Origin of the sequence: Pseudobacillus sp. 179-B 2D1 NHS (assembly GCF_045370945.1) — a bacterium.
In the GTDB taxonomy this organism is placed as follows: domain Bacteria; phylum Bacillota; class Bacilli; order Bacillales; family Domibacillaceae; genus Pseudobacillus.
In genome coordinates, this window is sequence record NZ_JBIQDP010000003.1 from 57195 (window position 1) to 83316 (window position 26122).

Annotated in this window: 23 protein-coding genes; 12 read left to right on the forward strand and 11 right to left on the reverse strand. The window is 40.6% G+C overall.

What is annotated here, in order from left to right; genetic code table 11:
- Window positions 1-32 precede the first annotated feature (32 nt).
- Window positions 33-824 carry a hypothetical protein gene (locus ACH0BF_RS04105; RefSeq protein WP_406908906.1) on the reverse strand — a complete coding sequence of 264 codons (792 nt, stop codon included), beginning with the start codon at window positions 822-824 and terminating at the stop codon, window positions 33-35.
- Window positions 825-954: 130 nt separating this feature from the next.
- Between ACH0BF_RS04105 and ACH0BF_RS04110 the strand changes: the two genes are divergently transcribed.
- Window positions 955-1083, forward strand: a complete 129-nt coding sequence (locus ACH0BF_RS04110; RefSeq protein WP_259455620.1) for a hypothetical protein — start codon at window positions 955-957, stop codon at window positions 1081-1083.
- 28 nt (window positions 1084-1111) lie between these two features.
- Here ACH0BF_RS04110 and ACH0BF_RS04115 read toward each other — a convergent pair whose 3' ends face one another.
- Window positions 1112-2935 (reverse strand): S8 family serine peptidase, encoded by a 1824-nt coding sequence (locus tag ACH0BF_RS04115; protein ID WP_340852150.1) that lies wholly within the window; start codon window positions 2933-2935, stop codon window positions 1112-1114.
- A gap of 398 nt (window positions 2936-3333) precedes the next feature.
- On the opposite strand from ACH0BF_RS04115, the gene ACH0BF_RS04120 reads away from it, so the two are divergent.
- Both ACH0BF_RS04120 and ACH0BF_RS04125 read left to right on the forward strand, forming a co-directional pair.
- Complete coding sequence (locus ACH0BF_RS04120) at window positions 3334-3492, forward strand: hypothetical protein (RefSeq protein ID WP_182917028.1); 159 nt, start codon at window positions 3334-3336, stop codon at window positions 3490-3492.
- A 177-nt stretch (window positions 3493-3669) separates the two neighbouring features.
- Window positions 3670-3951, forward strand: coding sequence for a late competence development ComFB family protein (locus ACH0BF_RS04125; RefSeq protein ID WP_120035044.1), 282 nt, complete (start codon window positions 3670-3672; stop codon window positions 3949-3951).
- 61 nt (window positions 3952-4012) lie between these two features.
- Here ACH0BF_RS04125 and ACH0BF_RS04130 read toward each other — a convergent pair whose 3' ends face one another.
- Window positions 4013-5383, reverse strand: coding sequence for an aspartate kinase (locus tag ACH0BF_RS04130; RefSeq protein ID WP_120035046.1), 1371 nt, complete (start codon window positions 5381-5383; stop codon window positions 4013-4015).
- Window positions 5384-5612: 229 nt separating this feature from the next.
- Between ACH0BF_RS04130 and ACH0BF_RS04135 the strand changes: the two genes are divergently transcribed.
- The gene (locus ACH0BF_RS04135; RefSeq protein ID WP_259455832.1) at window positions 5613-5741 is read left to right on the forward strand and encodes a hypothetical protein; all 129 of its coding nucleotides are present in this window, start codon (window positions 5613-5615) and stop codon (window positions 5739-5741) included.
- Window positions 5742-5886: 145 nt separating this feature from the next.
- Here the strand turns inward: ACH0BF_RS04135 and ACH0BF_RS04140 are convergent, their stop codons facing one another.
- Window positions 5887-8040, reverse strand: coding sequence for a 5'-nucleotidase C-terminal domain-containing protein (locus ACH0BF_RS04140; RefSeq protein ID WP_406908907.1), 2154 nt, complete (start codon window positions 8038-8040; stop codon window positions 5887-5889).
- A gap of 334 nt (window positions 8041-8374) precedes the next feature.
- Between ACH0BF_RS04140 and ACH0BF_RS04145 the strand changes: the two genes are divergently transcribed.
- A complete protein-coding gene (locus ACH0BF_RS04145) occupies window positions 8375-9355 on the forward strand; it encodes an S-layer homology domain-containing protein (RefSeq protein WP_406908908.1) in 981 nt (326 codons plus the stop codon).
- Between the two features lie 51 nt (window positions 9356-9406).
- On the opposite strand, the gene ACH0BF_RS04150 is transcribed toward ACH0BF_RS04145, so the two are convergent.
- Together ACH0BF_RS04150 and ACH0BF_RS04155 are read right to left on the reverse strand one after the other, a co-directional pair.
- Window positions 9407-10243, reverse strand: a complete 837-nt coding sequence (locus ACH0BF_RS04150; protein ID WP_340852139.1) for a YihY/virulence factor BrkB family protein — start codon at window positions 10241-10243, stop codon at window positions 9407-9409.
- 277 nt (window positions 10244-10520) lie between these two features.
- Window positions 10521-11912: an O-antigen ligase family protein gene (locus ACH0BF_RS04155; RefSeq protein ID WP_406908909.1), complete on the reverse strand. Its 1392-nt coding sequence runs from the start codon at window positions 11910-11912 to the stop codon at window positions 10521-10523.
- A gap of 479 nt (window positions 11913-12391) precedes the next feature.
- On the opposite strand from ACH0BF_RS04155, the gene ACH0BF_RS04160 reads away from it, so the two are divergent.
- From ACH0BF_RS04160 to ACH0BF_RS04185, 6 genes are all read left to right on the forward strand, one after another.
- Window positions 12392-13462, forward strand: coding sequence for a YARHG domain-containing protein (locus ACH0BF_RS04160; protein ID WP_340852135.1), 1071 nt, complete (start codon window positions 12392-12394; stop codon window positions 13460-13462).
- 11 nt (window positions 13463-13473) lie between these two features.
- Window positions 13474-14421 carry an N-acetylmuramoyl-L-alanine amidase family protein gene (locus ACH0BF_RS04165; protein ID WP_340852133.1) on the forward strand — a complete coding sequence of 316 codons (948 nt, stop codon included), beginning with the start codon at window positions 13474-13476 and terminating at the stop codon, window positions 14419-14421.
- 124 nt (window positions 14422-14545) lie between these two features.
- Window positions 14546-15094, forward strand: coding sequence for a shikimate kinase (locus ACH0BF_RS04170; protein WP_259455621.1), 549 nt, complete (start codon window positions 14546-14548; stop codon window positions 15092-15094).
- A 446-nt stretch (window positions 15095-15540) separates the two neighbouring features.
- Window positions 15541-16971, forward strand: coding sequence for an S-layer homology domain-containing protein (locus tag ACH0BF_RS04175; protein ID WP_406908910.1), 1431 nt, complete (start codon window positions 15541-15543; stop codon window positions 16969-16971).
- A 150-nt stretch (window positions 16972-17121) separates the two neighbouring features.
- On the forward strand, window positions 17122-17583 hold the full coding sequence (locus ACH0BF_RS04180) for a competence protein ComK (protein ID WP_120035064.1): 462 nt from the start codon (window positions 17122-17124) through the stop codon (window positions 17581-17583).
- Between the two features lie 282 nt (window positions 17584-17865).
- The gene (locus ACH0BF_RS04185) at window positions 17866-18327 is read left to right on the forward strand and encodes a low molecular weight protein-tyrosine-phosphatase (protein ID WP_406908911.1); all 462 of its coding nucleotides are present in this window, start codon (window positions 17866-17868) and stop codon (window positions 18325-18327) included.
- A gap of 96 nt (window positions 18328-18423) precedes the next feature.
- Here the strand turns inward: ACH0BF_RS04185 and ACH0BF_RS04190 are convergent, their stop codons facing one another.
- Window positions 18424-18798, reverse strand: coding sequence for a cytochrome-c oxidase (locus ACH0BF_RS04190; protein ID WP_340852128.1), 375 nt, complete (start codon window positions 18796-18798; stop codon window positions 18424-18426).
- Between the two features lie 185 nt (window positions 18799-18983).
- Here ACH0BF_RS04190 and ACH0BF_RS04195 point away from each other — a divergent pair, with 185 nt between their 5' ends.
- Window positions 18984-19202, forward strand: a complete 219-nt coding sequence (locus ACH0BF_RS04195) for a hypothetical protein (RefSeq protein ID WP_259455622.1) — start codon at window positions 18984-18986, stop codon at window positions 19200-19202.
- Between the two features lie 88 nt (window positions 19203-19290).
- Here the strand turns inward: ACH0BF_RS04195 and ACH0BF_RS04200 are convergent, their stop codons facing one another.
- The 4 genes from ACH0BF_RS04200 to ACH0BF_RS04215 form a co-directional block, all read right to left on the reverse strand.
- The gene (locus ACH0BF_RS04200; protein ID WP_406908912.1) at window positions 19291-21756 is read right to left on the reverse strand and encodes an S-layer homology domain-containing protein; all 2466 of its coding nucleotides are present in this window, start codon (window positions 21754-21756) and stop codon (window positions 19291-19293) included.
- Window positions 21757-22052: 296 nt separating this feature from the next.
- A complete protein-coding gene (locus ACH0BF_RS04205) occupies window positions 22053-23234 on the reverse strand; it encodes a M14 family metallopeptidase (RefSeq protein WP_120035074.1) in 1182 nt (393 codons plus the stop codon).
- 118 nt (window positions 23235-23352) lie between these two features.
- Window positions 23353-24597: a polysaccharide deacetylase family protein gene (locus ACH0BF_RS04210; protein WP_406908913.1), complete on the reverse strand. Its 1245-nt coding sequence runs from the start codon at window positions 24595-24597 to the stop codon at window positions 23353-23355.
- A gap of 298 nt (window positions 24598-24895) precedes the next feature.
- Window positions 24896-25834 carry a lysozyme inhibitor LprI family protein gene (locus ACH0BF_RS04215; protein ID WP_182917030.1) on the reverse strand — a complete coding sequence of 313 codons (939 nt, stop codon included), beginning with the start codon at window positions 25832-25834 and terminating at the stop codon, window positions 24896-24898.
- Window positions 25835-26122: the final 288 nt, after the last annotated feature.

The window sequence follows — 26122 nt, forward strand, 5'->3', positions numbered from 1 at the left end:
ACTTCATTCCAGAGAATGAAGTTTTTTACAAATTAATTTATTTTTTGCAGTTCAAATACTCGCTTTGGTGATTTTCCGTTGTTATCTACTGTGAGAATGAGACCGACGTTCGGAGCAAAATAGTAGTAGAAGTTTTCCGAATCCTTGATCTCAATGACATGTTGGAAAGTGCCTGCTGGTGTCTTAACTGTTTTATTGACTGATAGGACACGATGATGAACGCCGTAAAGATCGTCCTTCCAATAGCTTCCTTTTTTTAGCGGCAGCTTAATATTCAAAAAGATGAAATCAGAATTGGCCAAACCTAAGCGCATCCACTCTTTATTCTCTCTATAAGCATACCCATTGTCCCCGTTCACTGTCCAAACATCCCAGCCGTATGCTGTTCCTTTGTATGCCCAATTTTCCTTCCCATTCTCTACATCATAATACGTATATCGATGTTTTTTATTAAGCTTTAACCCGTAATACACTGTTCGATATTCTTTGTTTAATTCATACTGCACATCTTTTGGAACAGGTGTAAATTTAGCATAGGAATTTTTCTTAATAAATGTTTTTTTATAAAGATGATAATACCCTTTTGTGACTGCAAATACGCTTGCTGTCTGGCCTTTTTTCAACGTTTTTACTTTTACAATTTTCCCCTTTGATCGTGTAAATAAAGGGGTATCTTTTAAGATAGTTACTTTGCCGATCGTCCCTTGTTTTAATTCTATCCCATCCCAAATAACGGCGGCATCCGCTTTTGAGAAAGGCAACGTGATAGCGGATGAACAAATCATTGCAACTGCCATTAAGAGACACGCTATTTTTTTCATCATTTTTCCCCTTTTCTAGTAAAATATCCCTTTAATTATAACATGTAAAAAGTGGCTCGTCCGTATCGTTTAATAAATTTAAAAAAGGGGAAGTTAAATTATAATTAACGCTCTAAAAAAGGTGGTAAACACAATGAGTAAAAAAAGAGGCTTATCTTCTTTAATCAGGCTAGCTATTAAATATGGACCGATTCTCTATCCTATCGTTAAGAAAATGCTGGATAAACGCAAAGCCGCCCGGGTTATGCCTACTCAAAGATAAAAAACTCCAGGCAGACGCCTGGAGTTTTTTACAAATTAATAGGAGTTTCTTCTGTTACCTGATTGTTCTGTAAGTCCCTGCCAGTGATAACCAGTTTATAAGTGCCCTCAGGCATTCTCTTTACATTTTCATTTGTCCCATTCCAGGAAAGACGGTGACTTCGGGCCGGCAACGCCTTTTTATTCAACAACGTTTTGACTAGTTGTCCTTTATTATTGTAGACAGCCGCCGTGACAAACAAGCTTTTATTAATGGTAAATTTGATATTTACATTTGTTTGAGAAGCTGAGGAAGCTTCATTAACGACTTCTGCCTTAATAGAAGGCGGCAAGTTATGGATCAATTTAACTGCTGCTTTCTTCGTTAAAGATTGATGATTATCGAATGTCCGGAACACAATGGAATATTTTCCTGCCGGTGCTATGGTACCGTCTGCCAGCTTTCCATTCCAATAGGCAACAAAGCCGCCTTTTTGCGGTGCTGCTCCGCTTATAAGCGTGCGGACATTTTTTCCATTTGCACCTTCTACATACACCGTTCCTCTCATGCTACCGCTCACAGAAAGTCCAGCTCTAAGATTATTGCTGCCGGTGACTTTAAATTCCGTTGTATTAAGTGAAATGCTTCCCATCGGTTCAGGTGTTGCTGCAAGCGCCTTATATGCATCAACGCGACCATTCCCATAAAAAGAATCCCATGATTTCGTTCCTAGATCTACAGATGACTTGTATAAAATCCGTGTGACCTGTTGCGGAGATAAAAAAGGATTTTTTGACAAAACGAGTGCGGACGTTCCTGAAACAACCGGAGCTGCCATAGAAGTGCCATCCATATAGCTATAGGAGTTATTAACCGTTGTTGATAAAATGTCTTCCCCTGGCGCTGATAGATTAATATAGCGACCAAAATTAGAAAAGTCAGCGATTTTATCCAACGAGCTGGTCGCACTGACGCTAATAACGTTAGACAAAGCAGCTGGGTAAAATGGCAAACTGGTATCCTCATTTCCGGCAGCTGCAACAACCATTGCACCTTTATTGATAGCATAGTTTGCCGCATATTCTATAACATTGCTATACGAATAGCTTCCCAGACTTAAATTAAGAATGTCAGCTCCTTTATCCACTGCATATATCATCGCTTCAGCAATCGTATAACTATCTGCATACTCTCCTTGAAATACATTAATTGGCATAATCTTTACCCCTGGAGCGACACCCGTTACACCCGAGCCATTCATAGCCGCCCCAATAATCCCTGCAACGTGTGTGCCATGGTTATCAAACGGCAAAGCGGTACGGCCAGTTACTGCGTTATACGGATTCACAAGACGACTTTTAAACTCAACATGACGCGTATCCATTCCTCCGTCAATAACTGCGACCGTAACTTGGGAGCTGCCGCGTGTTCGGTCCCATGCTTTCGGTGCGTTAATCTTTGAATGAAACCATTGGCGATTATAATAAGAATCGCTTGGCTTAAATGTATTAGTAAGCTGATAATTGGGCTCTACTTGTTTAACTGCCTCTTCCTTCATTAACTCAGCTGCTACTGTTGACAGCTCTTGTTTTTTCTTAATCGATGCATGGACAAAAAGACCATGCTGCAGGCTATCTTCTTCGGATAAACCATATCTTGTATAAATCGCTTGCCGTTCCGCTTTCTCCAGCGCACGATTAAACTGAATGATCAGTTCTCCTTTTGCATAATCCCCCTGAAATTTCTCCTCCACTGGCTGCGATGGCTCAGCAGCTTTTACCTGATCTGTTCCTGTTGTAAATATAGTACACGCTGTCACCAAAGCAGCCGTGCTAACTACGGCTGCCTGTCGCAACCTTGATCTGATCCCCATCCTGCTTCCTCCCATTTCATTCATAAAGTGCTAATGTATTCCTTTGCTAACGGGAATATTATAGTTTTTTTATCCCCTGGCGTCTATCTAATTTTTATGACAATAAACGGTGAAGCGAAGGCACAGGCGGACACAAGCTAGTGAAAAGCCTGATAAACAGGCAACTGATCAAACATAACGCCGCTAACTTTTCAGAGCTGTGCTGCTGTTTTCGTTTTCGTTTAATTTCTTCCTGTTTATGTTATAATAGAAAGGAATGTAGTTTCACTGGCTTCTACCCGCTTTTTTAAAGCATTTTGCCCCTTTGTTACATACAGCAAAAGAAGATGAACGTTTCTATTTGATGGTCGTTGGGTAAATAGGATTAGACGAACTTTTAAGAACGGAGATGAAGAAAGATGAACGCAAAAAAATTATTGACTTATGGATTAGTAGTAGCGATCATGCTGCCAAAGATCAAAGAAAGATTGGAAACGCAACAGCTACGTAAATCCTATCAAAATGCGCATCGTGTGCGTATGAATCATAACAGCATTCTGGGGAAAATCTCCGGCTAAAACTAAAAATTAGGTAGTTGAACGGCAAACTCGGAAAGTACAAAAGTACTTTTCGAGTTTTTTATTTCTTTTCCAATGTTTGCTTTCCCTTTCACTTAGTAAAATGGTTTGTCAGTAAATTGCAGTTAATCTTTTTGAGACAAAGTGGTATAATTAGGAAAGATTGGAGGAGTACGTATGGCCCTGCATAACGTAATGGAGGATATTATAAGAGGAATCCTCTCGGATCAACTCGATCATTTGCATCTTTCCTGTAAATGCCAAAAGTGCCAGGAAGATATCTTAGCGCTTTCTCTAAATAAGGTGCCTTCAAGGTATATCGTCGACGACAAACGACAACCGTTAGTAAAAGCTAATTATATGATTAACACACAAGATCATGCCAATATAGTAGCGGCTGTTGCCCAGGCGGCGGCTGTTGTCTCTGCCAATAAACGCTGTACCATCCCAGAAGAATAGCCTATGGGTTAAAATGAAATATTTTCAAACAAAAAACCGCCCAAAAGGACGGGTTTTTTTGTTAGACGCCGAGAACAGCTGTTGTGCTAAAAAACTCTTTGTACAAGGCTTTTAAGACGTTATTCGTCTCTTCTTCCTTAATGCCAAAAACAAGGCTGACTTCAGATGAACCTTGGTTAATCATTTCAATATTTGCTCCAGCTTGCGAAATAGCAGTTGTCGCTCTTGCTGTTAAGCCTTTCGTATTGTTCATCCCTTCACCAACAAGAACAACCATAGCAAAATTATGTTCAATATGAACATCATCCACGTTTAATTCTTCGCGGCACTTTTTGATGATTCGTTCTTCTTTTGCTGGAGTGAGTTGGTGGCTGCGAACAATAACTGACAGATCGTCAATTCCTGAGGGAGTATGCTCATAGGAAATTTCTTCTTCCTCCAAGATTTGAAGCAGGCGTCGGCCAAAACCAAGTTCGCGGTTCATTAAATACTTGCTGACATAAATGGTAGAAAATCCACCATCTGCAGCGATTCCAATAACTGGACTGTTTGAATATTCACGCTCAGCTACAATCATCGTTCCTTCCGCAGAAGGATTGTTTGTATTTTTTATACAGACTGGAACAGAATGCTGGAATGCTGGCATTAACGCTTCATCATGAAAAACAGAGAATCCAGCATAAGATAGCTCTCGCATTTCCCGGTAAGTCATCCGTTTAATCTCGACCGGATGGTCAACAATCTTTGGATTAGCAGCAAAAACTGAATCTACATCTGTAAAGTTTTCATAAAGCTCCGCACGGATAGCTGCTGCTAAAATGGAACCGGTAATATCAGAGCCTCCGCGGGCAAACGTCATCATGATTCCATTCTTCGAGTAGCCAAAAAATCCTGGAAAAACAACAATCCCTTTGCGATCGCGCAAATTACGCAAATTCTCATATGCCTCAGGCAAAGCACGGGCTCGTCCAGGTTCATCGCTGACAATTAAGCCCGCTTCCTTCGGGTTAACATATTCAGCTTCCAGGCCGATGCTTGAGAAATAAGCAGCAATTAACTTGGCATTATTATCTTCTCCGCTCGCCTTCAATTGATCAACGAATAAATCCCGGTTTTCTTTGCTTTGTTTTACACGGTCACGCAAGTCTTGCTCAATTACTTCAACAATTTCGTTATCCAGACCGAGCTCGGCTGCTATATCTGCATACCGTTCTACGACCGCCTGTAATTCTTGCTCCGCATCCTTTTCAGAAAGGGAAGCTTCTGCCAGGCTGATCAGCAGGTCGGTTACTTTAATATCGTCATCAAAACGTTTACCTGGGGCGGAAACAACTACAATTTTTCGCGCAGCGTCTTCTTTAATAATGGCAGCAACCTTCTTGATCTGTGCTGCACTCGCTACGGAAGTCCCCCCAAATTTACATACCTTCATTCCCACTTCACTCCTTAATCGCTGTTAGATTTTCATGATGGAAAAAGTTTTATTTGAAAGATTATACCACTGTCTGCATTAAAAAAGAAGAAATAATCTGATATTTGCTCAAGCAATTAACAGTCCTCTCCCATGTCCCGCTTGTTTATTTCATTTAATTTAGGGAATATCTATTACATGTACGCTAGTATTGCTGCAAAACTGTCATAAAAGGAGAGTGCACACTAATATGAAAAAAAATAAATCTAGAGGCAATAAAGCAGCCATGACTGCTCTCGCTCTTGGCGCGGCCTACCTTCTCAGAAATGAAAAATCCCGAAGTAAACTGATGAATCAAATTAAGTCAATGGCAAAATAAATGTGCCTATATACTGCTGGAAAACAAAATATTCCCCACGGCTTGATCTGATTAAACCGAACGCCATCCGTCTGCTATCACACAATTTTTGCCAAGAATATTTTGTTACTTGAAAGCGCCGAGGAATGTCCCCGGCGCTTTTGTTTTATTGGTTACTATCTGTTATTCGATTTTCTAATCCCGGTGTGATATTTGGATGTGCTTGGAGATAATCTCTGAACATTTCCCAATCGACAAAGCCCGGTTCGCTGACACGGCCTTCTTCATATGCTTTGCCAAACATTTCGTAGCCGTCTCCACCTTTAGCTGTAAACGTGTTTGTCGCCACGACGTATGATTCATTGTCAGCAAGCGGCACATATCCTTCAGCTGTTTTCACTTCTGCTGTTTGCACCCGTTCACCGACCGGTTTGCTGCTGTCATAAGTAAATTTTAATCCAGACATTTGCAAAAAGCCACCGAACTGTGCTGGCGCTTCTTTAACGCTGTGTTCAAGAGCGGCACGAATTTCTGCTCCCGTCAAATTCATGATGGCAAGCGAATTGCCAAACGGCATAACTGTCAGTACTTCATCAAGCGTGATGTCGCCTTCATCAATAGAAGCACGGATGCCACCGCCGTTTTGCACAGCAATAACGGTATCTTTATTAATCGTTCTTGCTTTTTCGAGCATGCTATCTGTAACTAGATTGCCCAGATTGGTTTCTTTCGTCCGAGCATCGGCACGTTCACCGTTTAAAGCAACCGTTGTTTTACCAACGACTGTCTTTTTCTTTTCATCAATTGCCGGTTTATATTTGGCTAGAATTCCTGCTGCTTCCGCATCATCTTTGAGTACGTAGGTGCCATCTTCCTGCTTTGCATCAATTTCAATCAATTTGCCAGCATGCCCAATGACTTTCCCATTTTCATCAAACTTGACATCCAATGTGCCTAAATATTTATTGTATTCATTTGCTTGGACAATAACCGTCGGCTCTTTTCCTGTTGATTCCAACACAGGCTCTTCAAGCAGATCATGAGAATGGCCGCCAACAATAACGTCAATGCCTTCCACTTCTTTCGCCAGCGTCACATCATTATCGCCGCCCCCATCTTTAAAGCCAATATGCGTTAAAGCGATAATTTTATTGACTCCTTGCTTTTCAAATGCAGCAACGGTCTCTTTCGATCTTTCTAAATAATCTTCAAATGCAACCCCTGCACCAGGGCTAGAAATATCGACCGTTTCTGCTGTTGTTAAGCCAAAAATACCGATCTTTTCCCCATCCACCTCTTTGATAATACCATCGTACACTTTTCCATTATCCGGAAGAGCGGATATCCCGCCTTTAACAAATCCTTTAACATTTTCATCACTCGTAAAGTTGACGTTTGCACTTACAAAGGGAAACTTCGCCTTAGCAATAAAGTTAGCGAGCGGCTTTGTGCCTAAATCAAACTCATGGTTGCCGAATGTCATGGCATCGTAGTCGACTAAATTCATAAATTCTAAGTCAGCCTGACCTAAATACTCGTTAAAATAAAGGGTGCCGGAGAACACATCGCCAGCGTCTAACAACAAAGCATTCGGCTTAGCATTCCGCACTTCCTTAATAGCGGTTACTTTTCTAGCTATATTTTCGATGTGTGCATGTGTATCATTGCCATGCATAACTGTTAAATCAAATTCTTTAGCAGGCTTTTCAGACAAGCGATGGAGGAATAGTGCCCACTCTCCGCGCTTTAAATGATCATCTGCCCCGAAGCGGCTGCTCGTTTTTCCTTTTGTTACTCCGCTCTTAATAAGGACATCCACATACTTAGCCCATTTGCTGTTTACATCAGTGAATGAGGTTTTTGTAACGCTCTCATCAATGTTAAGGTTGTAAGCTAAAGCGAGCAGGCGGGCTGTCTCATTACGGGTAATAGGAGCAGCTGCACCAAATGTACCAGCTTTTTTCCCAGCTACAATCCCCTTCTCAGCGAGTGCATTGACTGCCCACTGACCTCGTTTTGGCACATCTGTAAATCCAGCATTTTTATATGTACCCTTTGGATCGATACCTAAAGCTAGAGCCAGCTGAATCGCTGCATCCACACGAGAAATTGAAACATCGGTGCCAAACTGACTAGCAGTTAATCCCTCTGTAATTCCCTTGTCCATTAAATAGGATACTGCTTCCGCATATCTAGCAGGCACATCCTTAAAGGAACTATTTTCGGCTGAAACCCCAATAGGGCTTACTGCCGGCACCACGATAGCAGCAGTTGCTGTTAAAGCTAGGAACTTTTGAGATGATGCATGTCTTTTTCCCAAATTCTACTCCTCCTTTTATGGAAAGAAACCTATATTAAAAGATTAGTAGTTTTCTGAAAAAAAGCAACCTATTAAGGATAAAACTTTAATTAGATGATTACTCTACTATAAACCATGATAATTTAACCAGGTATTTAGACTCTATATTTGCGTTTGAAGGATCATAAATCAAAAAAAAACATCTTTTTTCCTTGTTATCTTATTCATATATTTGTCTGCAACCTATTAACCTAGTGTTATCTGCTCATTTTGCAAAATAAGATATTAAAATATTTACTGTTTTGCTAAAATATGTATGTGACTAGACAGATTATACGTAAATGGGGTGTATCAAGTGAGAAAAGTAACAAAACTTTTAGTGGCTTCCTTATTGTCACTAACTCTTTTAGTGCCGTCTGTAAGTGCGGCATCGTCCGCAAGCCTGGAAGGAAGTTCAGAAGGCAAGACTTCGATGGATAGCCATGCGACAGCGGCAAACGCAACGAAAGCAGCATCATTTAGCGATGTGCCGAAAAATTTCTGGGCTAAGGATTCTATTGACTACCTTGTTCAAAATGGGATTATTTCCGGCTATAAAAATGGGAAATTTGGTGTGAATGATCCGATTAAACGCGAACATGCGGCAATCATTTTAGCAAAAGCACTTGGCGTGGATAAAGAATCTGCTCCAAATCCGGGATTTAGAGATATTCCTGTTACTCATCCTGCCTATGATGAAATTGCTGTTTTAACAAAATATGGTGTTTTCAGCAAGGCGAAATATTTTAACCCGAGCGGCAAGTTAAAACGCTCCCATATGGCTAAAATCATCACAGAAGGCTTTGGGTTTGACTATTCTTACCTAGTTTCCTTTAAAGATGTGAAAAGCAGTGATCCATTCTACAAATATATTGCTACTCTTGGCAGTGCTGGAATTGCTGGCGGCAGCAATGGCTATTTCATGCCAAATAAGACGCTTAACCGTACAGAGTTTTCCGTCTTTGTCGCTCGTGCTCTTGAACCGCGTTTCCGTACCGGCGTTCAAGTAGACGTTCAAAGCGTACAATATTTATCAGACGGCCGTTTGAAAATGAATCTGATCATGTATAACAATACTCGTCAGTCAGCGTTTAACATTAAAGGAAAATATGAACTTTATGCAGGCAGAACGCTCGTTGCCAAAACAAGCACAGCTAGAGAGTTCAAGAATGTAACTATCGGCGCTAACCAGAAAAAAGCCGTTACCTTCTATTTCTCAACAAGCGAGATAAAAAACAAAGTCAACTTGAAAGACATCTCTCTCGGCTATGAGCATTCTTGGAAATACTATCAGTAATCAAAAAGCAGGATCCATTCAGGATCCTGCTTTTTCTTTTTTAACAGCCTGTCAGTCCGGAGGGATAGGAGCCACTCCCCGTTCTCGTTCGGCATTGATAAGCCCGCCTATTAGAAGGACAATGGCAGTAAGATAAAACCACAGTGTAAGGATGATCACTCCAGCAAGCTGCCCATAAATACGCGTGTAGTTGACTGCACCGGCATATTCACCGAAGATAACAGACATAGCCTGCCAGCTGATCGCGGCAAAGACAGCGCCCGGAATCACAGATTTCAACTTTTGCTTGCCGCTCGGCAAAATTTTGTAAAACAAAATAAAAAAGCCAAATAAAAATAATGTTCCGAGCCCCCATTTGATCGCTGTCCAGGTTTTAAGAAAAGGGCTCGCGGTTTCAATCGTACCGATCACCTCTGCTGATATCAACAAATGAAGCAAATGCTCAGCCAAGGGAATAAGCAGGGAGAGCGGAACAAGAAACATAAAAATAAGCGTAACTCCTAGATCTCGTATCACCCCTTTTAAAAAACGAAGAGGGCGTTTGATTCGATACGCTTCATTTAATGAGCGAACTAGCGATTGAATAGCCATGGAAGACAGCCAAAATGTAGAAAAGAAGCTCAAAGAGATTAATTGACCTTTTCCTTTTTGCAAAATCGCTTCCACATTTTCATGAATGAGAGCATATGTGTTAGCCGGCGCATAAGGGCGTATAACACTGAGTATGTCGTTTTCCTTGATAGGAAGAAAGCTCACTAATGAAAGCATGAAAATTAGAAAAGGCACGATGGACAGCAATAAATAATAAGCTGTCTGAGCTGCATGGTCAAAAAACTGTTCAGTAAAAAAGCGAATGCCTAGCCGCTTTACGAACCTTATAAAACGCATGGATTCATCTCCCCCGCTTGCACTTTCTTAACAACAACTCTTCTCTAGTCAAATCTCTTATTTAAATTAGTATATCCCGGAAATTAACTGAACTAACGGCTATGTGATTGAATTTACTTAGAAGCATACAGGAAGAGTCCACGTATAGCTCCCACATACATTTAAGTATTTTGTTCTTTTAGCTCCGATATTTACCGTAAGCTCCACCACTAAGTATGAAAGAATATAAAAAGAGCAGAGAAATTCTCTCTGCTCTTTTATTAGTTCCGTTCATCTATTATCTTGGCTGGTCATCAATCGTTCCGCTGTGCACCATCAGCATGGACATCAGTGCAGCAACATAAATAGAGACCGCTGGTGCTGTCAGCACATGTCCCGCTGTTGTGGCAATGCCTAGCGCTAAAATAAAACCGACGCCATACATAACATAAGGGATGGTGAACGTTTCTCGTATTTGGGAAACGAAGTAAATGATAAAGCGAACAGCATAATATAATAGGGGGGCAATAAGATATAAAAAGCCGATAATGCCGAGTGAGAAGAAGAGATCGTAAAAATCCATCTCTATCATCTTAGGCTCTTTCCCTGGTTCCGGCATTTCATAGTTTCCGGCAAAGCCCATACCAAACATTTTCTGCAGGACGGGCGCTTCTGCAAAATCCTGCTTAAAATCGGCTAAGTATTTCTCCCGACTGCTGAATACAAGGTTTTGGAGCTGTTCCTCAGTAATCGTTGGCTCTTGCTGTGTATCTTCTGGCTCCTCTTCAGGCTCTTCTGTCACTTCCTTCTTCGGTTCCTCTTTGTTTATATCAATGTTCAGAATGCCAAGGTGAGCATACATATTATTAAAAACAGGTGTAAACGGAGTAGAAACCGCTAGTGCAGCAAGAAGAAGAAGAGAAACTAGCATATTTGCCCTCGTTTTTTTCGTCCGTTCCTTCGTTAAGTAAATAATCAAAAGAGAGATACACGCAGCGATTAGAACAATGACGATTCCCCCATAGCCTACTTTCGTACCGAGAAACAGCATAGAAATGGACAGTAAGATAAAGGGAATCCAGTAATAACTCGTTTTAAAAGATTTCGTTTTCTCGATCGCATAAACTGCGGTCACTGGTAAAATAATGGCCATGATGGCACCAATTTCATTTCCGGCAAAAAACCATCCAGTAAAACCGACTTTTGTATGGGAGTAGTTGGATAAGCTCGTACCAGTCAGAAAGGATACAATGAACACGGCACTGATAATAATGGAAGAATATAAGAAGTATGCTGTTGTTTTCTCTATCAATGGCACACGTTGCTTTTTCAGCTGTAAATACAACATATTAAAGCCTAAAAATAAGATTGGAAAGTAAATGACCTTATTGTAGAATTTTAATTCTTTAAATAAAAAGTATGGATCCTTTAAGTTCATGTTAACTGCAATATTGATCCCGATGACAACGGCTAGTCCAATTAAATAAAAAATGTACTTTTTTGCAAGCCGGCTTGAAAAAGCCAATTTCAGTAATATTAACAAAATTACCGCCATATAAAGTACGCGAACGATGACACCAACCGTAAGATTCACATTTAAAATCATGAGAGATGCCGTAGTCATTACGTCAATAACCGGCTGCAACACTAAAAATATAAGCAGCAGCAAAAATGTCTTCTGATTCAGCATGTTGATCTGTTCCTCTTCCCTTTCAATTTCCTTTTATATAAACGATTAAAATAATCTGTCAATCGTTGCTAATTTCTTATGTTGTTGCCATTCAAACCAGACAATAAAGCCTTAACGGCCCGGCCTATGTACAAAAAGCACCTTTTCCATTATATCACAAAAACGAAATAATCTTTCGCAAAATTTGAGCCCAAATTTAATTGCCGCCTTTGTATTCTATCATCTTTTTCTCTTCCATACTATCTATTTCATATGATAACTTTCACGTTTTAAACATCCTTTCTCTATCGTATTTTAAGATAAGGAGGCAGAGAATCGCCCGTTGCTCTTTTACGTCGCTTTTTGTCCTTTACAGCAACCATTCCCCCCTTTATTTCCCTAACATGCCACAGGAAAATCATTCAGTTTACAAGAGGCAATTGTAAGTTTTTCTATAATTTAGTAGTATAAATCTATCATGACAATCGGAGGGGAAGAAAATGAGAAAGTGTGGTGCTTGCGGGCATATAAATGAAGCAGACGGAGTATTCTGTTCCAAATGTGGAACTTCTCTAGATACCCAATCTTCACGCACTACCGGCCGTGAGGAAGCAAATAGCAAAAGAGGAAACTCGTCGAAAAAGAAAATCCCCCTTTTGCTGGCCTCAGTTGCCATTTTATTAATCATTCTATTTACCGGCTACCAAATGCTCAATAAAAAGTATAGTGAAGAAGCAGTCATTGAACAGTTCAAGACCGCTTTATCAAAAAAAGACAAAAATGCTTTAAAACAGCTGATCGTTCCAGCTGACTCTCGGATAAAGGTAAGCAGTGAAAGCTTAGACGCTTTATTCATGCTGATTGATAAGGAGCCTTCACTCGTTCAGGATATTGAAGAATCTCTACATAACGAAGGTCTGGGCAGTAACCTGTTTTATTTGCGGGAAGATGGCAAGCATTATGGCTTGTTCAAACGCTACGTCGTAGATACCCCCGGGTACTTTATTCATACAGATAGCACTAGTGAAGGAACCACTGTTTATTTAAATGATAATGAGATCGGCGTGTTGGATAAGGCAAAGGAAGCACAAGAGTTCGGTCCTTTTTTAGCAGGTTCTTATAAAGTAAAAGGAATGAAAAAATCCGCAGCTGGCTCAACAGAAGATGAAGTTGTCCTTGAACTGGCAGGGACGAAAACAGAAAAAGAAATCACCTTAAACACAGGCAATTCTGAAGAAGAAACAGAAAAGGAAGAAGTGAAGGAAAAAACAGTAGTAAAAGAAGTAATTAGGGAAGTTGCTCCCAAGTCATCACAGGCCAGCTATTCATACTATCTTATCCCTCATAGCGATTATGCCTACTTAACTTATGATGATTTATCCGGCTTATCCAAAAGCGAACTTCGACTCGCAAGAAATGAGATATATGCTCGACACGGTTATATCTTTAACTCAAAGGATTTGCAAAATTACTTTAGCAGTCAATCCTGGTACAGTCCAAACCCAGGATATGGCGGCAGCTTAAGTTCTGTAGAGAAGCACAATGTAGACTTCATCAAGTCATTTGAATAGGAGCTTTGCATATGAAAAAACTCTCTATCGCTGCCGTTTTGATCGCCTGTTTTCTATCATTTCTTCTTTTAAAAATAGATTCACGCTCGGAACAAGGACTTTTGAACAGCCTGTTCACTGAAGAATCGAAAGACAGCAGCCCGGCAATCGAAAAAAATGTGAACAACGAAACGAGCGAGAAAAATCAATCAATAGAAGAAACTCTCTCAGCTAATGAGCATCCGAAGGAAAACAAACACACGGAAGCTGTGGCAGAGGAACAAAAACCGAATGCCGCCACAAAGATTGACGATCCACCCGCACCTAAAGCGATTGATAAGCCGTTCCTTGTTGTTATCGACCCTGGCCATCAGGCAAAAGCAAACCTTGAGCAAGAACCCATTGGGCCAGGCGCCAAAGAAACGAAGTATAAAGTAACGGGCGGTACAACGGGGGCGGCTACAGGAAAACCAGAATATGTTCTTACTCTTGAAGCCTCTAACCTGCTCAAATCACAGTTAGAACAAAGAGGAATAAAAGTCATCATGACCCGCACCATGCATGAGGTAAACATTAGCAATCAGGAGCGAGCGGAAATTGCCAATAAAAACGGCGCCAATTTATTTGTCCGCATCCATGCAGATGGAGCAGAAAGCGCAGCTGTGAACGGATTTTCTGTTTTAGTGCCAGCAAAAGAAAGTCCGTACACTAAGTCCATTTTTGATAAAAGCTATCAAGCTGGCCAATCTGTATTGAAAAGCGTTTCCGCAGAGGTTCCTCTTCACCAGGGCGGTATTTTCTTCAGAAGCGATATGTCAGGCTTTAACTGGTCCCGCGTACCTGTCATTCTTCCAGAGATCGGATTCATGACGAATCCGGAAGAAGACCGAAAGTTATCCGACAGCGCCTACTTAACGAACTTAATGTCCTTGCTTGCCGACGGCATTAAAAATTATGCAAGCTCGACGGTTGATCAATAAATAATTAAAGCCGCCCTCTCCTTTAGAAAGAGGCGGCTTATTTTTTAACATTTCAAAAAATATTTACGTTGCCCCTTCCCTGTACTATACTAGAACAAAATAATGAGCAGAAAGAGTGTGTATTTTGAATAGTATACAAACGTCGTCCACAGAAAAAAGCATTGTATTTATCGGCTTCATGGGTGTGGGGAAAACAACCATTGGCTCCCTTGTCGCTAAAAAGCTGGGTCGCCCCTTTGTCGACATTGATGAAGAGATCGAAAAAGAATATAACATGTCCATCAATGAAATTTTTGCCGCACATGGAGAAAAAGGATTCCGCGAAATCGAGAAGCAAACCATCCGTTCCTTTTGCGAGCAGTCTTTAAAAGTCATCTCCCTCGGCGGCGGTGCCTTTATGCAGCCTGAAGTGCGAGAAATTTGTTTGGCCAATTGTCATGTTGTTTATCTGGATATGTCATGGGAACCATGGAAGGAAAGATTACATGATTTAATTGATAGCCGTCCGGTTCTTCAAGGCAAAGATCTGAAGGAAATCGAAGAGCTTTTTTATAAAAGAAAGAGCGCTTATGCCATTAACCATACCACTCTTCTTGTCGACTCACTAACCGCCGAGGAAGCGGCTGATTGCCTTATAGGCTCCCTGCAACTTGGAGAGAGTTTATCTAAATAAAGACCAATATCCGTTTGGAGCCATTCACTTTGATATTTGGTGTAGCTCAGGCGGGACGGGCTATGATGGCTCATATCCCGTTCTGCTCCCCTATAAAAAGCCCTCGACCACCTACCTATTCGTTTATTCATCCCCACAAGCTAAGATCATACCCAAAAATACCATATAACCGATCGTCCAGCAAAGCTTGTCTTTTGCACTCATGGCCGTCTTTATTTTCATAGGTTCTTCCCCCTCCCCTCTGGCTGCTTACTCGTTATTTCTAGGATGCAAATAACAACTGTAGTTTATGCGCATTTCTCCTTTCTCCACTACTTTTGGATGTTACTTAACTGTATAAAATTAGCGAATACCTAAATCTTTTTTCCTAACTCTCCCTATTATTTTTTGTAAAAATGTTCTATTATTACTATTGTTCGGCAAAAAAAGAGAGGAGAATTATTGAATTGAAAAAAGTTTTTGTTTCATTTTGTGCTTTTGTTTTAAGTTTTAGCCTGTTTATTCCTTTTGCTAAAGCCGCTCAATTTAACGATGTAACAAAAAATAATCGTTTCTATAAGGAGATCCTTTTTTTATCAGATCAAGGGATAATCAGTGGCTTTCCGGATGGAAATTTTAAACCCGGCCAAGAAGTCACCCGTGCAGCAGCAGCGATTATTATTGGCAAGGCATTGAATTTGAACGGTGAAAAACGACAAACCCAATTTAAAGATGTGACTCCTGCCAACATAGCAGCCGGTTACATTGCATCTGCTGTAGAAGAAGACATCATTTCTGGTTTCCCAGACGGTACTTTCCGACCAAATGAATTTGTCACACGAGGCCAGATGGCTATCTTGTTATCAAAAGCTTTTGAACTAACAGATGAAGACACCATTCAATTTTCTGATGTGCATCCTAAAATGGCTGCTTATCCTTATATAAAAAAAATGACGGCCGCTGGAATCGCCTCCGGTTATGAAGACAATACCTACAAACCTGATCTTGTACTCAAAAGAGAACAGTTCGCTGCATTTATGGCGCGTGCGCTCAATCCATTTTTCATTCCCGGCCAAGAAGCACCGGACTTTTCCGTCAGCTTTTTAAATGTAGGACAAGGAGACGCGACTTTGGTTGAATTTCCTGATGGAAAGACGATGCTCATTGATGCCGGTCCTTCTGAAGCAGCCATTAAGCAAGAGCTCGCTGCGCTCAATATAAAAAAAATCAATGTTTTTGTCGCTACGCATCCCGGTGATGATCACATTGGCGGCGCAGATTATGTCATTAATGAAATGAATGTCGAAAAAATATTTGACTCCGGTTTACCAGGAACAGATGAGGAATATCAGCAGTACGTTCAAGCAGCTGAGAGAAAAAAAATCGACCGGAAAATAACACAAACCGGTCAACAGCTCTCTCCTAACAGCCAGGTAGATGTTGAGGTTCTCCACGCTAATCGTCATGCCAAAAATATCGATGACGGTTCCTCTGTCATCCAGATCACTCATGGAGAGATTAGTTACTTATTAACTTCTGAAGCCGGAAAAGCGGTGGAAGACCAGTTGATGGCAAATGCTTCTCTCCAGGCAGATATCTTAAAGACGGCCAAGCATGGGGCGGAAGGAGCCACTTCACAGCCATTTATAAAAGCAGTCGATCCGCTTATTGCTATTTTTTCAACAGATGGACGCACAGGCTATCCTGACGAAAATGTAAAAAAACGACTCGAAGATCATAGGGCTGATCTCTTTTCTACTGCCAAGGGAACGATTGTTACTATGGGCTCTCAAAATAGCTTTTACATTTTTCAAGAAGATAGATCTAATGTAAGAAATAACGAATTTGCTAGTTTTTCAGCGTCCAGCTTAAAAAGATACACGCTGTCCGACAAGTAAAGCAGAAAAAAGCACTTTATCTGTAGTAAAGTGCTTTTTTTGTTAATTTAAAACATATTTTTACTTTTTTTAGATATTTCATCCTAGTAAAAATTGTTTATAACTGGTACAATGAAATAGTATAGTAGAATAAGGGGGATTTGATACAAAATGGAATTTATTGAAAATTACAAAATCACAACCAATACCATGGCGCTCGTAGAAGAATATCATCAAGACTATAACTCGATCGTTTATGACAAAAATGGCATCTACTACACAAAACAAACCGTACGTTCCCTATTGAACGAAGCTTGCATCGAGAGAATCTCTACCTATGATGGCAGGATTAAAGCGGTGCGCCAACGCTTTCCCTACCGCAAAAAAACACCTCTGGTTATTTGCCTTCAACAACGCATCTGCGCCTTCCCTACTACATCACCAGACAACTATGGCTGCAAATGGATCTTCCCGTATCATATTCATATGGGCACCATGAAAGATGGGCAGCTGGTCGCCTCTTTTAAAAATGGGGTCCAATTAACTCTCTCCTGTTCACTCTATGTTTTTAACCGCCAAAGAGAACGCACTGCCAACTGCCTTAATTATTTTGAAAGCAATTTATTGAGCTAAAAATAAGGGCCCGTCCTCTGCTGTTTTACAACTATGCAGGACGGGTCCTGCTGGATGTACGGATTAGCCGTTTACACAGGACCGCCTTCTTCCCCATTCCTCATATATTCGTCCGTACCCTTTGCTTTATAACCCCATGTAGTGTGGGAACCTTTTGCGGACAGGGACATTGCTTTAACATCCCTCTCTACTCTGACACTAAATAAACATAGAAAAATGACAGATTATGTATGGTTTGGTACGATTGTTTATTATGAATAGGGAAGAGAGGACTGTGTACACATGATCAATGTATTATTTGTTTGTCTCGGGAACATTTGCCGCTCTCCAATGGCAGAAGCATTGTTTAGGGATCTAGTAAAAAAAGAAGGCTTGAAGGATCAGATTGTTGTCGATTCTGCAGGCACTAGCGGATGGCATGTCGATTCTCCGCCACACGAAGGGACATTAAACATCTTACGAAAATATAAGGTTCCAGCAGAGGGACTTGCCGGCAGACAACTCAAAAAAGAGGATGCCGAAAAATTCGACTATATCATCGGCATGGATGAAAGCAACATACAAAATATTAAAAAGATGCTCGGCCAACCAAGACAGCCACATATCATTCGCCTGCTTGACCTAACAGACCATCAAAAAGATGTCCCTGATCCGTACTATACTGGCGACTTTCAAGAAACATATGATCTACTGAGTGAAGGTTGCAAGCGGTTATTAGAGAAAATTAAAGAAGAACAACTGTGAAACAGCCAAAGTTTCCTGCTGAGCTTTTAAGCTTTTAACGCATTTAAAGACAGCCGTCTGCTGCATAAAGCAGTGAACAGCTGTCCTCATTTATTTTTACCGGCTTGCTTTTAAGTTTTTTAGTATATTAATGACAAAGAGAAGGATACCTAGCACGGTCAGTGTAGCACCTGTGGCGACTCCTGCAGTGTAGGAAGAAGATTTTGTGGTAATCAGCAAGAATAAGGAGAGCATCATAATAGGCAAACCAATGTTGTGGAGCCAAACGTGGGCTTTTGCCATTCCATTATGAGCGAGAGCGGGGAAAAGATGATAAACAATACCTGCAAGCATTAAAGCAGTCCAGCCAAGAAGATTTACATGTACGTGCACACTCGTTAAGTCATAGGAATGAACGATAGACATGTAGTACCCCAATAGAACGCCTACCGCGAAGTACACAACAGAAATCTTAATTAACCGAATAGCCATTGTTACTCCTCCTTTCTTATCTTAATTTATTGTGAAAGTTCGCTATAAATGACTCATCTGAAAAAAATTTTTCATAAGAAACTGCCCTCGCTCATGCTTGTTTTAGTTAAAAAAGTAACCATCGTTAAACCTGTGCTAGACTATATATGTAAACAGCCGAAATTTAAATGAAAGGAAGCGAAGCATTGAAAAAGTTTACTTTTGTCATTCCCATCATGATTCTCGTTGGATCCCTCTCTTTGTGGATGCTTAACAAAGATTATTCGGAAATTCCCCTTCAAACAAGACTGTTAATTACAGCGGGTGCTGTCATTTTTTCAGGAATTATTTCTTATTTTTTACTGGGCAGCGATGGTGAGAATGCTACCTCTTCTTCCTCTGGAAAAAAAAGAAAAAGCAAATAGCCAATTCTTTATACGTAAAAAAGCGGACCCGAAGAATTTCGTGGTCCGCTTTTTATTCACCCTTTAACCTAGCAATCTACTCTGTCAGTTAGTTGACTTTCACATTGATTGATGAAGTAGCCAGCGCCACTTTTTCATCTTTTGGTGTAACATAAACCACTAACGTACCTTCCGCACCGTTAGCTATAGTACCTGCCACCATTCCTGAAGAAATGGCAGGAGCTACTGAGAAGTCAGAGGATTTGCCAGAATAACTAACCGTTAATTTTCCTAATACCTCTTCATTGTCTTTCTTTTTATTTTTATTGAGATCTACAAAGATATCTCCATTTGTATCTATCTGAGGCATTAACTCTCCATTGCTTAGCGTAACATTTTCTGGTTTTAGTACCACAACCTCTGTTAAAGCTCCTGCCTTCGTGATATCTTTCACTTCTTCAAATTTTACCGACTTAATTACAGGGGTAGAGTCCGTCACCGTAATTGTGACCGTTTCTCTTGTTACCGTTCCTTCTTTAACAATGATTTGAGCAGTTCCCGCTTTTTTGCCGGTAACGGTGACTGTCTTTTTGTCTTCGTTTACCGCAACACTTGCCACATCTTCATCTGAAGAAGAAACTGAGTAAGCTCCACCAGCTAAAGCTTCAGAACCAATTTTAAATCCGCCTTGATTATATGTGTTCCAAACCAGATTCACTTGATTGTCTCCAGAACCGAACGCCACGTCCAGCTTTAAGTCGTCTGTAGAATTAGCTGTTTCCAGCTTTCTGCTAGCGACTTTATTATCATCAGAAATCGAAACAGCAACAGTTTTTAAAACTTGCGCATTGTTGGCATCTTTGATTTCTAATGTTGTGTCTCCTTTAGCAGAAGCTTTTGATACCACCTTGAATTCAGCTTTGCCATCCTTTGCACTGATTGTTGGATTCTCAGCAGCTGCGATTTCTGGATTTTTAGATGATATATTCAACTTGCCTTCATATTCATCCCCATATTGGTCAGACACAGTAAGTGAAACTGTATCACTATTTTCATTGTATAGCTTAACAGAAGACACACTTGAAGCAGCCGTGGCAGCCGTACGCGCTCCACTTACAACCGTTAATGGAACTTCTACCTTGGCAGCATCAGCCGTGATTGTAAACACAACTGCACCGGGCTTGATTGGCGTGATTTTGCCATCGCCATCAATTGTAGCCACCGTAGGATTAGAAGACTTGTAAGTAAGCTTTGGTATGGCAATCGTAGCCCCACTTAGAGATGTGACCTTGCCTGCTGTCAATTGAGCCGCACCATCCTGGACAGATATCTTGCTGCTTTTTACAGTAACAGCCCCTTGGCTGACACCTGTTTCTTCAATAGACGATACATATTGATCAAAATTAAGGACTTTTGCTTCTTTCAGTTCAGACTCTACCTTCGTGTCTCCTTTTTTAAGGATAACTTTATACTTGAAAGTATCGCCTTCTTTAATTTTAGCTTCATCAATTTCACCCGTTGAAGCATCAGCTAATACTGAAGCAGTCGCTTGGAATTCTACTGTATATCCCGCTTGCTTTAATTGTTCAATATCAGCTGCTCCTGCCCCATTATTAATTGTAAAAGAAAGGTACTGTTTATCTTTAACTGCATCCAGACGAACATCAGCTACAGCAACGGAAGTAACCTTTAATGAGTAAGTAAACGGAAATTGAGTGACTTTGTCTGCTGCGCCTTCCACTTTCTCAATAAAGTTTAATTTTAATTCTTTATCGAGCTCGAACGGTTTTTCAAATGTGATGGTAGCCGATGATTTATTCTCACTTACTTTATAAGCTACAACATTGTTCCCTTCTAAATTAAAATTTTCAGATTTTAATTGATCAAGAGCAGAACCCGTAACTTTGATCTCCTTATTGCTTAATGCACTTATTTCTACTACTTCAGGAGCAGCTGGATTTTCGTCATTTAACGTTTCTAATTTATAAAGGAAGATAGCCAGTTCTCCGCGTGTGATCGGATCAGATGTACCAAATTTATTGTTTGCCTTTCCAGAAGTAATTTTGTTATCTACTAAAGCAGCCACAGCTTCAGTGTAACGGGAAGATACATCTGAGAATTTGACATTAGCTGTATTTCCTTTGACTTTATAGGCTTTCGCAAGCATAAGCGCTGCCTCGCCGCGTGTAATGGAAGCATCTGAGCCGAATGATGTAGCTGTTTTACCGTTGATAATGTTTTGTTCTTTTAACGCATCGACATAAGATTTGGCGCGGCCAGGAACATCTGTAAAACCAGAATCCTTCGCATTATTGATTTGCTCTTCAGTTAAAACGGCTTTCGCTACCATAGAAGCTACGTCTACACGCTTGATTTCTTTGGCTGTGCCAAACTGTGTCGAATTAATCCCATTTGTTATTTTATGGTCTACTAAATAATCAACTGCTTCCTTATAACGGCCGGAAACATCTGAGAAAGAGGCTGCTGCCATTGCAGGGGTAACAGCCGTTGCCACTAGCACAGCTGTTGCTGCTGTTGCAGTGAATTTTTGATACGATTTCGGTTGAAAAGCCATGTATACATTCCTCCAATATTATCTAACATTTTCACAAGTTACCATACATTCTACATTATACAACAACATGCAGTAGATTGTATTTGCTGCTTTATATCCCCAATTGCGGGTTAAACATAGACTTAATATGATACCTGTTCCTGCCTCTTGCTGCTTGTATTGATGATATTCTCCCTAATAAATGCATTTTTTAATAAATACATACAATGTTAGGTTTATAGTTTTTATCGACAATATTATAAATATTTAAAGGCCAGCTTTTCCCATTGTAAAGTAAGGAAAAACTGGCCTCTGTTCTATAGCAAGGAATGAATCAGTAATTTAGATACATCCTCGTAAATTTCATCAAATTGCGAAAGCGGAAGAGGATTTTCCCCTTCTCCGAGCTCAATTGTGAACCCTGGCTTGCGAAATTCCTGAATAAACCAATCTTTAAAGCCTGAATGGCTATCGACATAACGGACAGCTTTGTAGCCGCTCACCCGGGAAAATCGTTTGGCGAGCCCTTCAGATTCAGGAGGTTCTAATCCTTCATATCCCCAATAGAATTCTTTTCCTTGTGTATGGAGAGCAATTAGCCTCTCGAAGCTTTCCTTCCGCACTAAAGCAGCCATCGCTTTTGTCTCTGGTTCAGACAGTGGCTGGTCTCCCGGAAAATCCCGGGAGGACGGTGCCTTTGGCTTCCGTGTTGCTTCATATTCCCAATTAGCAGGAAATTGCTTATTTAAGTCTACCCCCCGTATGTTGGCTTTCCAGCCTGAGAAGTCATAGCCTCCTTTATTGATCGCCACTACTTTTTCCTCCACTTCAGGCTGTGGACCATTAAGCACTAAGTTTACTCCATCTGGATCAACCATCGGCACAGCTGATAGCTGTGTTTCCATATATACAGGAAGGGCCCTCACTTCTTTTATGGTTAATTGATTCGTTAACGAAAGCAAATATTCGTTTAAAAACTGCATCAAAATAGGAGTGGTAATCCATTCGTTCGCATGAAAAGAGGCGTTGATCTGTATCTTCCTATCTCCTCTGCCGATCCTCAAATCGTAAAGCGGCAAACCAAGGACACTTTTTCCAGCTTCCTTTCTTTTCATAAACGGATAAATGGTTAGCAGCCGATGCATATCCCTTCTCATCTGTTGAAAATCATAAGGTTGCTTGCCATTCACAATCAGTTCAGTAACTCTTACCGGAATACGCACTTTTTGTCCGATTTGCAGTTCATTAGGATTTATATGGGGGTTCAACAACAATAATGCATCTGCATCCATATCTTGAGCGGCAGCTAACTTCCAAAGCGTGTCCCCTTTTTGGATGGTCCGTATGGTTGCGGTGAACCCCGGAATTCGGATAGCCTGTCCAGGCTTCAATTTATTTATATCCATGTTTAGGTTTGAGTCAATGATCAGCGCAAGTGGAATGTCAAACAACTGGCTATAGTACCAGAAGGTGTCTCCTTTTCTCACAAGAATCTCCATACTGCCTTACAGCCCCCTTACAAAGACTTTTTACCATTGTATGTGGCCAACAGCAGAGCTATGACTAAGGGGTCGATCCTTCAACGCTTTATAGCGAGGAAGAATCGACCCCTTCTCTTCAATAAGTTCCTTCGATTTTTTTAATAAAGTCATCCATCGTATGAGCAGGGCTGATCCCCTGTCTTTTTAACGTATACGGATCATCCCCAAGCCTTACATTTCCTGTTTCGGTCGTAAAAGCAAGACGGATACCGGCTGCTTTGGCCGCTTCAATAGTATGAGGAGCGTATTGGCCCCACGGGTAAGCTAAATATTGGATAGAAGACGGGTCTTTAAGAGCTTGTCCAATATATTCCCGTCCCTTCACTAGATCCGCCTCAATTTCTGCCGGTGTTTTTGAAACTAAATAAGGTACTTGCGTATCTTTTTCTCTTAAATGCATCCCATGGGTATGATGTTGAAAACTGAAAACACCTTCTGTTTCACTTATTTCCTTATGGCCCATGTACTGCAAGGTCATCGGATCCCACGGCTGTGCCTGGGCTTTCACCTTTCCTCCGATAACAAATACAACTGCTTTTTGCTGATTTTGTTTCAAAATAGGGTACGCATACTTTTGAGTCGACAAGTAGTTATCATCAAATGTGACTACTGCGACTTTTCCAGGCAAGTTTTGATTGCGGGTTAAATAGGCATCCAATTCCTCCAGTGAAATCGTCCGCCATCCATTTTGTTTTAAATAATTCATTTGCTTTTCAAATTCCGCTACTTTGATGACCATAGAATTATTATAAAACGGCGTTTCCTGTGGATTCTCTACCATGTGGTGGTACATTAAAACCGGTATTCCCAAATCCTCTGTCACTTTATTCTTATGGATATAACCAACCTGACCAGCAAAATTTATAAGATACCAATCTCCTGATTTCCTTACGACCGGATAACGGATGTTGCCTTTAATTATAGCTATCCCTTTTTGCTCTTTATCGATTCTGTTATATACCACAGCTTCTGACTTTGTAATAATTGATAAATTGGTATTGCTTGCTGCTTTTGTCGGCAGGCTTTTTTGTACTTTCTTAGCCACTAAGAGGCTTGAACTTTTTTTAACAAAAGCCGTCCCATTTCCGAAAGAAATATAGTAATAGCCGTTGTCCTCTTTTAGCACTTCGTAAAATTGATTGGGTAAAAGTGTTCCGACGGCTAGCGGGTTGCCACTTACTTGTTCGTAAGCTGCAACTTGCTGTCTCGTAGTTATCCATTTTGAAGAATAAGCAGCTTCTCCCTTTTCAACGAAAAGGCTATTCATCAAGACAAAAGAAATACTAATAATTAAAGCGATTTTACTACATAACCCCTTCAAAATTCCCACTCTTTTCTATAAAATAGCTATATTTTATTAATCAAACAACCATACTATAGTAACATAAGAAACTACTAATAAAAAGAAGAACATGAAAATAATGCCTACCATCCCATTCCTCTCTTTTCTAGATTCTCTTAAAAAGCAAGGCTGTTTTTTCAATAATTGATTGGAGCAGAAAGCATCCGGCTGCAGGAAAAATCAACCACCGAATATAGCAGGGCCGTTAAATACATACATAAATAAACAAGGAGCCTGCTAATCAGACTCCTTGTTTATTCTTCCTCTATAATAGTAGTTATCTCATGTAAATATTAACGAGTTCATAGCATCTTTCCCTTGTGAGCCGTGCTTGCGTGATCACATATTGCACAGACGCAAAAGACCCTCCTTCATATGCCGCGGCTTCTGCATTGGCTGTACGATCTCTATATTTGATCCACTGGCGCTGCTTATCTCTCAAACTTTTCATTTCACTGGAAGAGAGCTGGGTCTTCAGCACACCATAAATCTCATTCAGCGCATCATCCCACTTTTTGTAGATAGCTCCCTGTGCTTCTTGCATTTCCGCTGTAGTACCGTTTTCATACATGTAGGTTAAATCTGCTAAGCTGCCGTCTATATTATATAACTTTTGCAGATACTTATCTTTTTTACTGGCAGCCGCCTCCGCCTCAGCACGCGCTCTTTCTTTTTCCTCTAAAGCCTCAGCTGCTTTCTGTTGTTGCAGCCGCTCATTGATAGATTCCTCAATGCTGCTTACCTCATCTGAAAATTGAGAGAGCTCTTGGTTTTTCTTCAGTTCATTGATAGAAGCCTGTGCATCATCATAATTGCCTTGCCCGATAGAATTCTTTATCTCTTCTAACTTTTTTGCTACCTCTCCAGATTGCTCTTTTTGACTCTTTGCTGTTTTAACATGCTGTTCTAATTCCTTTTTAATGCTTCCTGCCAAGTCTTCCTCTCTAAGCAGGCTATTTGCTTTCTTTATCGCATCTTCCCATTTAGCATCCTCTATCTCTTTCTTCACTTCATTATAAGCAGTCAAATCTTCATAAAGTCCTTTCGCTTCCTCATCTTTTGGCTTTTCATCCATCGCCAGTTCAAATGAAGCCTGCGCCTTATCAAACTCCCCGTTTGCCAATGCCAGTTTCCCCTGTTCCATTGCTTTATCATAGGTACCGTTACTGCATCCGGCTAACAAAATCAATGTCAATATTGCTCCTGCCCTCTTCATAAGTTCCTCCTGAATGATGATAATTGGTAAGTATAAAGTACCATAATCTATTAGCTGAGTATATAGGTTGTGATAAATTGGACACTTTCTGCAGCTGCCCTCCCAGCTCCTGCTATCATCTATACAAACGAGACTAGGAGGACAATCGATGACACCTCTCCTTCTGCCAAAACTGCAGCCGTTGAAGGCGGCAAAATCCTCACTGTCAGAAAAACCGTCAACTGGCTGGCTACCAGAAGAAAGCGGTTGATTTAACAGGAAAAGCATCGTGCTCCGATGGATTGCCGT

Bases quoted from the DNA above. Each gene is read 5' to 3' on its own strand.
- ACH0BF_RS04135 (WP_259455832.1), top strand. From the start codon at position 5,613: ATGAAAAAAAATAAATCTAGAGGCAATAAAGCAGCCATGACTGCTCTC.
- ACH0BF_RS04165 (WP_340852133.1), top strand. From the start codon at position 13,474: ATGAAAAAACTCTCTATCGCTGCCGTTTTGATCGCCTGTTTTCTATCA.
- ACH0BF_RS04120 (WP_182917028.1), top strand. From the start codon at position 3,334: ATGAACGCAAAAAAATTATTGACTTATGGATTAGTAGTAGCGATCATG.
- ACH0BF_RS04200 (WP_406908912.1), bottom strand. From the start codon at position 21,756: ATGGCTTTTCAACCGAAATCGTATCAAAAATTCACTGCAACAGCAGCA.
- ACH0BF_RS04115 (WP_340852150.1), bottom strand. From the start codon at position 2,935: ATGGGGATCAGATCAAGGTTGCGACAGGCAGCCGTAGTTAGCACGGCT.
- ACH0BF_RS04150 (WP_340852139.1), bottom strand. From the start codon at position 10,243: ATGCGTTTTATAAGGTTCGTAAAGCGGCTAGGCATTCGCTTTTTTACT.
- ACH0BF_RS04185 (WP_406908911.1), top strand. From the start codon at position 17,866: ATGATCAATGTATTATTTGTTTGTCTCGGGAACATTTGCCGCTCTCCA.
- ACH0BF_RS04215 (WP_182917030.1), bottom strand. From the start codon at position 25,834: ATGAAGAGGGCAGGAGCAATATTGACATTGATTTTGTTAGCCGGATGC.
- ACH0BF_RS04125 (WP_120035044.1), top strand. From the start codon at position 3,670: ATGGCCCTGCATAACGTAATGGAGGATATTATAAGAGGAATCCTCTCG.
- ACH0BF_RS04155 (WP_406908909.1), bottom strand. From the start codon at position 11,912: ATGCTGAATCAGAAGACATTTTTGCTGCTGCTTATATTTTTAGTGTTG.
- ACH0BF_RS04160 (WP_340852135.1), top strand. From the start codon at position 12,392: ATGAGAAAGTGTGGTGCTTGCGGGCATATAAATGAAGCAGACGGAGTA.
- ACH0BF_RS04130 (WP_120035046.1), bottom strand. From the start codon at position 5,383: ATGAAGGTATGTAAATTTGGGGGGACTTCCGTAGCGAGTGCAGCACAG.
- ACH0BF_RS04105 (WP_406908906.1), bottom strand. From the start codon at position 824: ATGATGAAAAAAATAGCGTGTCTCTTAATGGCAGTTGCAATGATTTGT.
- ACH0BF_RS04110 (WP_259455620.1), top strand. From the start codon at position 955: ATGAGTAAAAAAAGAGGCTTATCTTCTTTAATCAGGCTAGCTATTAAA.
- ACH0BF_RS04205 (WP_120035074.1), bottom strand. From the start codon at position 23,234: ATGGAGATTCTTGTGAGAAAAGGAGACACCTTCTGGTACTATAGCCAG.
- ACH0BF_RS04190 (WP_340852128.1), bottom strand. From the start codon at position 18,798: ATGGCTATTCGGTTAATTAAGATTTCTGTTGTGTACTTCGCGGTAGGC.
- ACH0BF_RS04180 (WP_120035064.1), top strand. From the start codon at position 17,122: ATGGAATTTATTGAAAATTACAAAATCACAACCAATACCATGGCGCTC.